Raw genomic sequence first — 12,125 nt, forward strand, 5'->3', positions numbered from 1 at the left:
CGCGTGTGGAAATCGGGAGGCCGGGGACGACCTGAGCGGGCCACTGGCCGAGGTTCAGCTGCGCAACCTCGGCACGCCGTGCTGGTCGCGCTCCTCCACCGCAATGACGGTGGTGTCGATGGCGCCGCCGGTGCGGCTGCGGGTGTCGCGCACGGCTTCGCCGCGGGTCATCGCCAGTGCGTTGCGATAACAGCGCTGCGCTTCGGCGGCGTCGCCCTGACCGGCGAACGTGTCGCCGAGGGCTTCCCACGCGCCGGCGACGGGCTCCAGCGCCAGCGAGCGTTCGAGGTACTGGCGGGCCTTGCCCCACAGTTTCAGGCGCACGCACATGCGGCCCAGGGCGAGCAGCAGGTGGGCGTCGTTCGGGTGGACGTCGAGCCAGGCTTCGGCGCGGCGCAGGCGCGGTTCGAGATCGTCGCCGGCAAGCAGGCCCCAGGTCTCGATCAGGCGCGGCGACCATTCGCGGCGCAGTGCCGACTCCAGTTCGTCCATCGCCGGCAGCATCAGTCCGAAGAACGCGGCGCGGCGCGCATAGGCGTCGACCACGGTCGGCGGGCGGCGCTGCGCTTTCGGCAACTGCGACCACAGCGTGTTCAGCGCGGCGCCGTCCGGCGCGGCCTGCAAGGTATCGGCCAGGATCTGCGTTTCCAGTGCCGCGTACGCGCGACTGCCGAGCGCGCCGCTCTTCTGCAGCGGCTCCAGCGCGGTGCGCGCGCGGCGCAGATCGCCGCTTTCGCGAGCCGCCTGCGCCAGCTCGCGCCAACCGCCGGGAGTGAGCGTGCCCTTGTCCGCTTCCGGCGCCAGCAGCGCCAGCGCTTCGGCCGGCTTGCCCTCGCGCCGCAGCAGGCGGGCGCGCAACACGCGGGCCGCCTGCGGAACGTATTGCGAAGCCCGATCGAGCGACTCCAGCGCGCGGGCGGACTCGCCGCGGCGCGACGCGGCTTCGGCGGCGGCGAGCAGGGCCGGGCCGCGCAGGCTTTCCAGCCGCGAGGCGCGATTGAGGTCGCGCTCGGCGTCGCCGTGGCGGCCTTCGATCAGTGCCACCAGACCTTCGCCCAGGCGCTGCTGGCTGAGCCGGCGATGGCGCCGCGAGAGTGCGCCGAACGGCCAGCGCAGCAGGCTCCACGCCAGGCTGAGCACGGCCCAGGCGAGCAGCCACAGCACCACCGCGGCAATCACCGTGGTCTCGACGCGCCAGCCGCGCATGCGCAGCAGGACGTAGCCCGGGTCTTCGGCCACCCAGTGCCAGCCGAACGCGGCCACGGCCGCCACGATGACCAGCAGCAACAGCCAGCGCCACAGCCTCATGGCTGCACTCCACCCCGGCGTGCCGCCGGAACGGCAGGCTTCGCCGCGGACTGGGCCGGCGCGGGCGCAAGCGCGTGCACCGCGCGCAGGTTGCGCAACTCGCGCAAGGCCGCACCCAGTTCCACCGCGCTGTCGGCAGGTCGTTGCTCCTGCAGCTTCTTCAGCGCGGCGCGGGCTTGCTGCACCGAATTCGCGTCGCCATCGAACTGGCTCGTCAGGCTGGCCTGCACCCGCTGCAATGCCGCGGCATAGGCGATGCCGTCGTGGGCGAGCAGATCGGCCTGCGCCTGCGCCAGGTCGAGCGTGGCCAGCTCGCGCGCGAAGCGGGCATCAGCCACCGCCAGCGGCGCACCGTTGTCGCGACGCACGCTGACCACGCTGCCGAGCGCGCGGCGGATGCGCGACCAGACGTCGGTGGCCTGCGCGGCGGCGGGGGTGTCGAGTGGCTTCAGCGGCAGTTCGCCGATCGTGCCGCGCAGCGCCTGCAACTGCTGCAGCAGCCCGGCCTGGTCGGTCGGCTGGCTCTTCAGCAGGGCTTCGCGCTCGGCCTGGATATCCTGGCGCACGCCACTGAAGGCGCCGTCATTGACCGCCGCCAGGGTCTGGTCGGCCAGCTCGTAGGCGGCAGCGGCCGCTGGTGCGTCGTGGAACAGGCGATAGCGCTCGGCGCCCATGCGCAGCAGCGAGTCGGTTTCGTCCAGCAGCATGGCGTCGTGGCCGGAGAGGCTCTTCTCCGCCAGCTTGGCCACGGCATCTTCCAGGTTGCGGATGCGCTCGCTCTGGCCCAGCAATTCTTCGCGCAGCGACCGGTTGACTGCCGCCGCGTCGTCCACGCGCTGATCGAGGCTGGCACGCTGGTCGGCCAGCGCACCCACGCGTGATTCGATGCCCTCTGCGCGCTGCTGCAAGGCCGCCACGCCCTGGCGGTCGGCGTTGCTGCCGCGCTGCTGTTGCCATTGCTGCCAGCCGACCCATGCGGCGGCGGCCAGCGCCAGCAGCGACAGGATCAGGGCGAATGCCAAGGTGCCGCCACCACGTGACTGCGGCGCGCGGCCAGCGGGCGCCGGGCGCGAGCGCGGCGGGTCGACGATCACCGGATCGGGCTGCACGTCCCGCGACGAGGCCGGGGTCCTGGCTGCCGCGGCGAGCGGCTCGGTGGGTTCATCTGGCTGGCTCATGGCTCGCATGCTAGCAGGCCATACGCCTGCGTTCGTAGCGCCTGCGCGTGAAGAGCGCCTCAACGCGCGGCAACGGCCAGCATGTCGTCGGCCAGCGCCGAGGCCGCCTGCACGACGCGACGAAACCCGGCCGCACGCGCGGCCGCGGCCAGCCGTTCGCTGCTCACCACGGCGGTGGCGGCACACAGGCGCTGCCGCGCCGGCGGGGGCAGCAAGCTGCAGAGGTTGTGCAGCGCCTCCTGGCTGGACAGCAGCACGCGCGCCGAACGCGGCAGTACCTGCAGCGCCGCGGTGTGGCGGCGATCGAGCCGCGGCGGCACGCGACGATAGACCGGCACTTCGCGCAGGCATGCACCGCGTGCGGCGAGTTCGCGGCGCAGCACGCCGCGGCCACCCGGCGCGCCGATCAGCGCCACGCGGCGATCGCGCAATGCCTGCAATGCCGGATGCGCGAGCAGGCCTTCGCTGTCCTGCTGGTCAGGACACAGCGGCTGCTTCACCCCATGCCGGCGCAGCGCACGCGCAGTGCCCTGCCCCACCGCCAGCACGGTCGACCGCGTGCGCAGCGCAACGAGCGCCGCTGCGTGATGCACGGCCGCGGGGCTGGTGAAGATCACCAGTTCGTCGGCGAGCGCCTCGCGCAGCTGCGCACGCACGGCCGCCGGATCGTCCGCTGCGCGCAGCGCCAGGCCGGGCAGCGACAACGGCACGCCGCCGAGCGCGCGCACGCGACGCGACAAGGCCGCAGCGGTGCCCACCGGGCGGGTGATGACGAGCACCCGGGCGCGCAAGGCGCCGACTCTCGTCAGTGCCTGCGGGTGCGTTCGCGCGTCGGGTCGATGGTTCGGCATGGCTGCAGTGTAGCGGCGGCCCTACACTGTGGAGTTTTCCCCCACCTCATCGAGCCACGTGGATACCCTTTCCGACAACGATGACGCGCAGCGCCTGATCCGGTTCATCCGCGATGAAATCCCGCTGGCCCGCGCAATGGACCTGCGATTGCAGCACCACGACGCCGACATGCTGAGTCTGTGCGCGCCGTTGCCGCCGAATGTCAACGACAAGGGCTGCGCGTTCGGCGGCAGCCTGGTCAGCCTGATGACGCTGAGCGGCTGGGCACTGGTTGAACTGGCGCTGCGCCGGCGCGGCATCGACTGCGACGTGTTCGTCGCCGAATCCGGCGTGCGCTACCTCGCGCCGCTGTGGCAGGACTTCTGCAGCGAGGCGCGGCTCGCGCCCGACGCACGGTGGGACACCTTCTTCGACACGCTGGCCGCGCGCGGACGTGCCCGCATCGCGGTCGAATGCATCGTTCCCGGCACCGACGGCCAGCCCGCGGCCACACTGGCAGCGCGTTTCGTGGCCAAGCGGCGCGAGCCGACCCTGCCGGCTTGAATGAGGCAGAATGGCCCGGCCACCGCCAAGGAGAACCATCCATGCGCCGTATCCCGCAGCTCCTGCTGGTGTTGTCGCTCCTGCTGCTGGCCGCCTGCGCCACGCAGGAACGCAGCCGCTCGCTGACCACCACCTTGTCGGCCTATGCCGGCACGCTGCGCTGGGGCGATTTCGCCAGTGCCGCGCAATTCATCGACCCGAAGATCCGTGCCGAACACCCGCTGAGCGAACTGGACCGCGCGCGCTACAAGCAGGTACGCGTCACCGAGTACGACGACGGCAGCGGCCCGGTGCCGCTCGGCCCGACCGAGGTGCAGCAGACGGTGCGGATCAGCGTGGTCAACATCCACACCCAGGCCGAGCGCAGCGTGATCGACCGCCAGACCTGGCGTTACGACGAGCAGACCAGGCATTGGTGGCTGACCAGCGGGCTGCCGGACATCACCCGCGAATGAGCACAGGCGCCGGCTGCCGCACGCAACCCGTATAATCGCGGGTTTACCCGAACCGGCGCCGCGCGGCGCGCCGATGGACTGACGATGAACGATTTCCTGCACCAGCTGCCTGCCTTTGTCGGCAACCATGTCGCCCTGTCGGTGCTGTTCGTGATCCTGCTGGTGGCCTTGCTGGTCATCCAGGCGCGGATCATGTTCAGCAAGATCAAGGAACTGAGCCCGGCCGCGCTCACCGGCCTGATCAACCGCGAGAATCCGCTGCTGATCGACCTGTCCGCGCTGGCGGACTTCGAGAAGATGCACGTGCCCGGTGCGAAGCACGTGGCGATGAGCCAGTTCGACCCGGAAAAGAAGGATCTCGCCGCCGCGAAGTCCCTGCCGGTCGTGCTGATGGACAAGGACGGTCGCGGCAATGCGGCCAAGGCCGCGCAGCGCCTGCTCAAGGCCGGCTTCGAGCACGTGCACACCCTCGGCGGCGGCGTGCTGGCCTGGCACGCGGCGCAGTTGCCGGTGGCCAAAGGCAACAAGTAGCAGGAGCGAGTGGAGAGGAGTGAGAAGTGAGAGAAAGCGGGGTTGTCCTCTCTTTTCTCACTCCTCTTCACCCGCCTCTAGCCATCATGGATGCCGGCGCGGCTGGCGATGATCTGCGCCAGCACGTCGGGCGCGTATTCGAACGAGTCGTAGTAGAGCCGATCCTCCGGCAGGCCGGCGGCGAGGAAGTTCGGGTGCGCAGCGTCGATCATCGCCGGCGGGCCGCTCATGTAGAGGTCGTGACCCGACAGGTCGGGCCAGTCGGCCAGCACTGCCTCATGCACGAGGCCCGTGCGCAGGCCGTCGGCGCGCGCGGCGTCGGACACCACCGGATGGAAGTCGAGGCCGGGCACCTCGCGCGCCCACTGCGCGGCCAACTCGCGCAGGTACAACTCGTCGGCGCTGCGTGCGCCCCAGTAGAGCCGGATCGGGCGGCGCGTGCCCAGCGCGATGAAGTGCTCGATGATTGCCTTGACCGGCGCGAAGCCGGTACCGCCGGCCATGAAGATCATCGGCCGTTCGGAATCCTCGCGCGGCACGAAGGTGCCCAGCGGCCCCTCCACGCGCAGGCGGTCGCCGACCTGCAGGGCATCGTTGACCCATGAAGTGAAGCCGCCGCCGGCGACGTGACGAACGTGCAGTTCGAGGCTGCCGTCCGGCTGCGGCCGGTTGGCGATCGAGAACGGCCGATGCCGGCCGTCTTCCAGCACCACGTCCAAATACTGGCCGGGCAGCCGGCGCAGGCGCCGTTCGCCGCGTTCGGGGCGCAGGCGCACGCCGATCACGTCGGGGGCCAGGCGCCACTTGTCGACCACTTCCACCCCCAGCTGGCGCCGCACGATGTCCTCCACCGAGGGCACTTCGCGCGCCTCCAGCAGCAGGTCGGTGACCGGCACGGCCTGGCACAAGAGCACCGCGTGATGGGCCACCGCATCGGCGCTCAGCGCCAGCGGCGGGTTGCGCGGGTATTCGCAACGACCCTGCAGCACGGTGGCCTTGCAACTGCCGCAGACGCCGGCGCGGCAGGAATACGGCAACGCCACGCCCGCGCGCTGCGCCGCTTCCAGCACGGTCTCGCCGATGGCCACGGGGAACTGCCGGCCGGAGGATTTCAGGGTAACGATGGGCACCGGCAGCATTGTCGCCGTGAACGCGACAGACAACAATGCGGGCTCGGAGCCTGTCGGGCTTTGGTGGTCGAGGCGAAAATCCGGCTGCGCGAGGCCAGATCTTCGACGGTTCGCCGCCCCATGGTGGTTCCATGGGGCAAGAATCGGCGAAGCGCTTCACAACAGCGAAGCTGGCCAAATATGGACCGCACAGCCGGATTTGCAGCCCGGCCGACCAAAGTCCGGCAGGCTCCTCACCGCAAGGGAATCAACGATGAGCCTCTGGAAACAACCCACCGACCTGGCCCGCCTCAACGGCTGGAGCGCCAACACGATGATGGAGACGCTGGGCATCCGCATCACCGCGGTCGGCGACGACTGGCTGCAAGGCACCATGCCGGTCGACGCGCGCACCCACCAGCCCTACGGCCTGCTGCACGGCGGCGCCTCGGTGGCGCTGGCCGAGACCCTGGGCAGCACCGCGGCGATGCTTACGCTGGACCCGGACCAGGAGCTGGCGGTGGGCCTGGACATCAACGCCAACCACATCCGCGGCGTGCGCTCGGGCACCGTCACCGGCACCGCCAGGGTGCTGCACATCGGCCGCACCACCCAGGTGTGGGAGATCCGCATCGAGGACGAGGACGGCGCGCTGGTGTGCATCTCGCGCATCACCATGGCGGTGATCGCCGCGCGTGGCATGGGCACCAGATAATGCGACCTGCTCCCGATGACTCTCATTGGAGCATCGTCATTCCCGCGAGAGCGGGAGGCGTTTTTTCAACAGACGAATGTCTGGTCATCCGCTGTCTTTTACCTCGTGAACCCATGGATTCCCGCTTTCGCGGGAATGACGACCGGTGCGCACCGGTGAGACCGGCACTCCCGCCGACATGACCGCCGACGCGCCCTACGCCAGCCTCACCCCCGACCTGGTGCTCGATGCCGTGAGCGCCTGCGGGTTGTGGCCGGACGGACGCCTGCTGGCGCTGAACAGTTACGAGAACCGGGTCTGGCAGGTGGGCCTGGAAGACTCGCCGCCGGTGATCGCGAAGTTCTACCGGCCCGGCCGCTGGAGCGATGCGGCGATCATCGAGGAGCACACGTTCGCGCAGGAGCTGGCCGAGGCCGAATTGCCGGTGGTCGCGCCGTTGGCATTCGACGGCCGCACCCTGCTGCTGCACGGCGGCTTCCGTTACGCGCTGACGCCGCGCCGCGGCGGCCGCGCCCCCGAACTGGAAGCCGTCGACCAGCTGCAGTGGCTGGGCCGGCTGATCGCGCGCATGCACGTGGTCGGCGCGCGTGCGCCGTTCGTCCACCGCGGCCGGCTCGATCGCGACACCATGGTGCAGCAGCCGCTGTGCGCGGTGCTCGACTCGTCGCTGCTGCCGACCTCGCTGCAGGGGAACTACCGCGCGGCAGCGACTCGCCTGGATGCCGCCATCGCCGCGCGCCTGGAGGCGGTCGGTCCGGTGCGCCAGCTGCGCCTGCACGGCGACTGCCACCCCGGCAACGTGCTGTGGACCGACGCCGGACCGCATTTCGTCGACCTCGACGACGCCCGCACCGGCCCGGCGGTGCAGGACTTGTGGATGCTGGCCAACGACGAGCGCGCGATGGATGCCGTGCTCGAAGGCTACCGCCAGTTCCGCGATTTCGACGACGACGAACTGGCGCTGATCCCGGCACTGCGCGCGATGCGCCAGCTGCACTACGCCGGCTGGATCGCCGCACGCTGGCACGATCCGGCGTTTCCTGCCGCGTTCCCCTTCGTCGCCGAATCGCGCTGGTGGGACCAGCACGTCGCCGACCTGCATGAACTGGCCGACGAGCTCGGCGCCCCCTCGTAGGCGCCCGCTCGCGGGCGATGCGGTTCCCGGATTCGGGATGCAGCAGGAACATCGCCCGCGAGCGGGCTCCTTGTACGTTGGTCATCGAGGGCGGCAGGCGTAAGGTCGTCCACGTTTTCGGGGAAGCCGCGGGCTCCTTGAGGCAGCCTGGCTGACCTCGCACGTAGAGCGGCTCCCCGCCCCATTCGCTGAGCACGATAAGTGTCCCGGGCCGTTGAGCCAGCGTGACAAGGGTGTGCCGCGAGAGTGCGGGGTCGGGGAACCTGAAAACATCCTACCCCACGATACCGCACGAGGCACGCGCATGACTTCTTCTTTGGATACGGCTTGGCTGGCATTGGACATCGGCGCGAAGTCCCATGCCTGGGCCAGCGAGATCGCCGGCGAGCGTGAGCAAGGCACGGTGGACAACACGGCGCCAGCCTTGCTGACGTTCCTGAAAGGGCGCTTGCGCCACGGCATGACGCTGCGCGTGCTGGTCGAGGCCACGGGCGTGTATTACCTGGACGTGGCGCTGCAGGCGCAGCAGCTGGGCGCCGAGGTGATGGTGATCAACCCGCGCGTGGCGCACCACTTCGCGCAAGCGCTGAACCAGCGCAACAAGACCGACCGGCTGGACGCCAAGATGCTGCTGGAATGCCTTCAGCGCATGCCGTTCCTGGCCTGGGTGGCGCCGAGCGAGGCGCACCTGCAGCTGCGGAGCTACGGACGTTTCCTTGTCCAGCTGACCGAGGCGAACACCGCCAACAAGAACCGCCTGCACGCCTTGCAAAGCGTCAAAGGCAGCCCGCGCCTGTTGCGCGACGAGCTCAAGCGCATGATCGCCAGCACCGACAAGCGCATCGCGCGCATCCGCACCCACGCCATCGCCCTGATCCGCGAGGAGCCTCACTTGAACGCCTGCTTCAAGGCACTGTGCAGCTTCACGGGCATCGCCGACGTCTCCGCTGTCGCCCTGCTCAGTGAACTGATCACCCTGCCACCCACGCTCAGCAGCCGCGCCTGCGTCAGCCACGCCGGCCTCGACCCGCGTGTGTTCGAATCCGGCACCAGCGTGCACAAGGCGCCGCGCATCTCCCGCCACGGCAACAAGTACCTGCGCCGCGCGCTCTTCCTGCCCGCCATGAGCGCGACCGTGCACGACCCACGCGCCAAGGCCTTCAAGGAACGCCTTGTCGCCCGCGGCAAGAAGCCCTTGCAGGCCACCACCGCCGTCATGCGCAAGATGCTCACCGCCGCCTGGGCCGTCATGAAAAACCCCGCCCTCTACGACTCCGCTCTCCTCTATGCAGACCTCGAAAAGGCTTGACTTCGATCTAAGTGTCTACAATCCACCGACTTGCTTTCAGGAGTTTCTTGCATGCGCACCACCTTGTTCCGCCTGATCGGCGTCCTCGAAATCGCCGGCGGCCTGTACGGCGTGGCGGCGATGCTGCGGCGGCTGTTGCCGTTCGGCGCGCATGACGGCGTGATCGCCCTGATCGGCCTGGTGCTGTACGGTTTCGTGCTCGCCGCCGGCGTCCAGCTGGTGGCCGGCACCGAGCATGGCGTGCGGCTGTCGCGCTGGGCGCAGTTGCTGCAATTGCCGCTGATCGCCCTGCCGGTGTTCAGCTACGGCCTGCACTGCGGCGCCTTCATCAACGTGTTTGCCACCCTGCAGGCCGCGCCGCGGCTGGGACTGGACTGGCACCTCGGCAGCCAGGGTTTCGTGCTCGCGGTCGCCGGCCCGTCGGTGTCGCGCCTGGGCATCAACCTGCTCGCCCTGCTCTCTTGGCTGGTGCTGCGCCTGCGCTGACGCCTGGCTCGCTCCCTGCAAAGCGGGGGGAGCAGCAGGGGCCGCTATCATGCGCGGATGAATACGCCCGCAGCGCTTCCCGTCATCCGCCTGAAATCCGATCGTGCTCCCGGCCACCCGTGGGTATGGTCGGCACAACTGCACAAGCCCGAGTCAAAGCTGCCGCCGGGCAGCGTGGTCGAGGTGCAGGATGCGAAGGGGCGTTTCGTCGGCCGTGCATTCTGGAACGGCCATGCGCGCATTGCCCTTCGCCTGCTGGACACGCATCCGGATGCCGTGATCGACGCCGACTGGATCGCCGCGCGCATCGCCCGCGCGGTGCAGCTGCGCCGCGAGTGGCTGCAGCTCGACGAGGTCAGCGATGCCTGGCGCGTGGTGCACAGCGAAGGCGACGATCTTTCCGGCCTGATCGTCGATCGCTACGCCAACGTCATCGTCATCGAATACTTCGCTGCCGGCATGTGGCGTTTTCGCGAGGCGATCCACGCCGCCCTGCTCACCCACTTCCCCGGCGCGCAGCTGTACTGGTTCGCCGAGTCGCACGTGCAGAAGCAGGAGTCGTTCGACTGTCGCAGCCCCGAGGTGCCGGCGCCGTTCGAGGTGCACGAACACGGCCTGCGCTTCCACGCCGCGCCGGGGCTCGGCCACAAGACCGGCTTCTTCGCCGACCAGCGCGACAACCGCAAGCGCTTCGCCGAGCTGGCGAAAGGCCGCCGCGTGCTCGACCTGTGCTGCAACGCCGGCGGCTTCGCCGTGCACGCGATGGCCGGCGGTGCGCGCGAGGCGGTCGGCGTGGACCTGGACGCGGGCATCCTGGAAGTCGCCCGCGCGAATGCGGAAGCGAACCAGGTCGCGGTGACGTTCGAGCAATCCGACATCTTCGACTGGGTGCGCGCCGCCGTCGCGCGCGGCGAGAAGTACGACGCGGTGATCCTCGACCCGGCCAAGCTCACCCGCGACCGCAGCAAGGTGATGGACGCGCTGAAGAAGTACTTCGCGATGAACCGCATGGCGCTGGACATCATCCCGTCCGGCGGCCTGCTGCTGACCTGCTCGTGCACCGGCCTGGTCGGCGAAGGCGAGTTCCTGGAGATGCTGCGCCGGGTGGCGCTCAACGCCGGCCGCACGATCCAGGTGCTGGAAGTGCGCGGCGCCGGCGCCGACCACCCGTTCCGCACCGACGTGCCGGAAGGGCGCTACCTGAAGGCAGTGTTCTGCCGGGTGGATTGAGGGATTCCGGCTTTTTTCTGCAACAACGCGGCGCGGGTCAGGATTTGCGCGGCAGCCGGCCGCGCAACGAGGCGGCGTCGAACGGGCCGGGCTCGGCGATCAGCGCGCGCGCCGCGTCCACCTGGTCCCACGTGTTCCACAGCAGCACGCCGCGCACGCGCCCACCGTCGAGGTAATACACCACGCCTTCGCGGTTCGGTTCGCGCCAGTCCTCGACCACCTCCAGCCGCGTATCGAGCAGGCCCACCGCCTCGTAACCCAGGTCGAACAGGTCGGAGTAGAAGAACGGCTGGGTGACGTACTCTTCCGCGATCCCGGCCATCGCGCGGCCGGCGAGCCGGCCCATGCCGACGGCGGCGTCCTCGTGCTCCACGCGCATCCGGCGATCCAGGCTCACGCTGTGGAAATTGGCCACGTCGCCGGCGGCCCAGATGTCCGGATCGCTGGTGCGCAGCTGCGCATCGACCAGGATGCCGTTGTCCACCGCCAGCCCCGCCTGTTCGGCCAGCGCGACGTTCGGCGTCACGCCGATGCCGGCCACGGCGGCCTCCACGCGCAGCAACGTGCCGTCGGACAGGCTCAGCTCCACGCCGCCATCCGTGGGATTGCTGCCGGTGACCTGCGCGCCGGGTCGCACGTCCACGCCATGGCGCGCAAAGTAGTCGGTGATGAAACGCGCCAGTCCCTCGGGATAACGTCCTGCCCCCAGCAGCTCGCCGGGAAACAGCAGGCTGACCTTGCAACCCAGCGCGGCCAGCGAGGCAGCCAGTTCGCAGCCGATGAAGCCGCCGCCGATCACCGCGATGTACGCGCCGGGCTGCGCGAAACCGTGCAGCGCCTGGTAATCCGCCAGCGTGCGGTAATGGATCAGCCGCTTGCCGCCCTCGAACGGCAGCTGCCGCGGCGTGGCACCGGTGGCCAGCAGCAGGCGGCGATAGCGGTAGGTGTCGCCGCGGTCGTCGCGCGCGACGCGGGTGGCGCGGTCGAGCGATTCGATCCGCCGGCCGAGATGCAGGGTGGCGCCGCTGGCCGCGGTGGCCAGGTCGACGTCGGCGGGCGACTTGTCGCCCTTCCACAGCCCCTTGCTGAGCGGCGGGCGCTGGTACGGCGCCGAGGTCTCGTCGCCGACCAGGCCGACGTCGGCCGCCGGATCGACCTCGCGGATCGCCTTGGCGGCCGCATCGGCGGCCATGCCTGCGCCGATGATCAGGTAATCGTGGACATGTTCCATGACCTTCTCCTTGAACAAGCACTCCGCCCATCATGCACCACGC

At 69.9% G+C, this 12,125-nt stretch carries 13 protein-coding genes; 8 read left to right on the forward strand and 5 right to left on the reverse strand.

The window, feature by feature from the left end:
• Positions 1-54: 54 nt before the first annotated feature.
• From ACVCMB_RS10050 to ACVCMB_RS10060, 3 genes are read right to left on the reverse strand one after another with little or no spacing between them, the layout of a single operon-like run.
• Entirely contained in the window at positions 55-1,308 is a 1,254-nt protein-coding gene (locus ACVCMB_RS10050) for a heme biosynthesis HemY N-terminal domain-containing protein (protein WP_447097978.1), read from the reverse strand.
• The gene (locus ACVCMB_RS10055; RefSeq protein ID WP_447106831.1) at positions 1,305-2,486 is read right to left on the reverse strand and encodes a uroporphyrinogen-III C-methyltransferase; all 1,182 of its coding nucleotides are present in this window, start codon (positions 2,484-2,486) and stop codon (positions 1,305-1,307) included. The genes ACVCMB_RS10050 and ACVCMB_RS10055 overlap by 4 nt, the downstream gene beginning before the upstream one ends.
• A gap of 59 nt (positions 2,487-2,545) precedes the next feature.
• Positions 2,546-3,337, reverse strand: coding sequence for a uroporphyrinogen-III synthase (locus tag ACVCMB_RS10060; RefSeq protein ID WP_447106832.1), 792 nt, complete (start codon positions 3,335-3,337; stop codon positions 2,546-2,548).
• 58 nt (positions 3,338-3,395) lie between these two features.
• Between ACVCMB_RS10060 and ACVCMB_RS10065 the strand changes: the two genes are divergently transcribed.
• The 3 genes from ACVCMB_RS10065 to ACVCMB_RS10075 all read left to right on the forward strand — a co-directional run bounded on the left by ACVCMB_RS10065 (position 3,396) and on the right by ACVCMB_RS10075 (position 4,867).
• Positions 3,396-3,881: a YiiD C-terminal domain-containing protein gene (locus ACVCMB_RS10065; RefSeq protein WP_395120313.1), complete on the forward strand. Its 486-nt coding sequence runs from the start codon at positions 3,396-3,398 to the stop codon at positions 3,879-3,881.
• Between the two features lie 41 nt (positions 3,882-3,922).
• On the forward strand, positions 3,923-4,336 hold the full coding sequence (locus tag ACVCMB_RS10070; protein WP_395120314.1) for a hypothetical protein: 414 nt from the start codon (positions 3,923-3,925) through the stop codon (positions 4,334-4,336).
• An 84-nt stretch (positions 4,337-4,420) separates the two neighbouring features.
• Positions 4,421-4,867, forward strand: a complete 447-nt coding sequence (locus tag ACVCMB_RS10075) for a rhodanese-like domain-containing protein (protein ID WP_447097974.1) — start codon at positions 4,421-4,423, stop codon at positions 4,865-4,867.
• A 77-nt stretch (positions 4,868-4,944) separates the two neighbouring features.
• Here ACVCMB_RS10075 and ACVCMB_RS10080 read toward each other — a convergent pair whose 3' ends face one another.
• Positions 4,945-6,006, reverse strand: a complete 1,062-nt coding sequence (locus ACVCMB_RS10080; protein ID WP_395121261.1) for a 2Fe-2S iron-sulfur cluster-binding protein — start codon at positions 6,004-6,006, stop codon at positions 4,945-4,947.
• A 244-nt stretch (positions 6,007-6,250) separates the two neighbouring features.
• Here ACVCMB_RS10080 and ACVCMB_RS10085 point away from each other — a divergent pair, with 244 nt between their 5' ends.
• The 5 genes from ACVCMB_RS10085 to ACVCMB_RS10105 all read left to right on the forward strand — a co-directional run bounded on the left by ACVCMB_RS10085 (position 6,251) and on the right by ACVCMB_RS10105 (position 10,851).
• Positions 6,251-6,691 (forward strand): hotdog fold thioesterase, encoded by a 441-nt coding sequence (locus tag ACVCMB_RS10085; RefSeq protein ID WP_447106833.1) that lies wholly within the window; start codon positions 6,251-6,253, stop codon positions 6,689-6,691.
• A 178-nt stretch (positions 6,692-6,869) separates the two neighbouring features.
• Complete coding sequence (locus tag ACVCMB_RS10090; protein WP_447107158.1) at positions 6,870-7,826, forward strand: serine/threonine protein kinase; 957 nt, start codon at positions 6,870-6,872, stop codon at positions 7,824-7,826.
• Positions 7,827-8,130: 304 nt separating this feature from the next.
• Entirely contained in the window at positions 8,131-9,135 is a 1,005-nt protein-coding gene (locus ACVCMB_RS10095; protein WP_447106834.1) for an IS110 family transposase, read from the forward strand.
• 51 nt (positions 9,136-9,186) lie between these two features.
• Positions 9,187-9,621 carry a hypothetical protein gene (locus tag ACVCMB_RS10100; RefSeq protein ID WP_447099624.1) on the forward strand — a complete coding sequence of 145 codons (435 nt, stop codon included), beginning with the start codon at positions 9,187-9,189 and terminating at the stop codon, positions 9,619-9,621.
• Positions 9,622-9,678: 57 nt separating this feature from the next.
• Positions 9,679-10,851: a class I SAM-dependent rRNA methyltransferase gene (locus tag ACVCMB_RS10105; RefSeq protein WP_447106835.1), complete on the forward strand. Its 1,173-nt coding sequence runs from the start codon at positions 9,679-9,681 to the stop codon at positions 10,849-10,851.
• Positions 10,852-10,888: 37 nt separating this feature from the next.
• Here ACVCMB_RS10105 and ACVCMB_RS10110 read toward each other — a convergent pair whose 3' ends face one another.
• On the reverse strand, positions 10,889-12,082 hold the full coding sequence (locus ACVCMB_RS10110; RefSeq protein WP_447106836.1) for an NAD(P)/FAD-dependent oxidoreductase: 1,194 nt from the start codon (positions 12,080-12,082) through the stop codon (positions 10,889-10,891).
• Positions 12,083-12,125: the final 43 nt, after the last annotated feature.

The sequence above is a fragment of the Rhodanobacter sp. UC4443_H10 genome, from assembly GCF_052978325.1.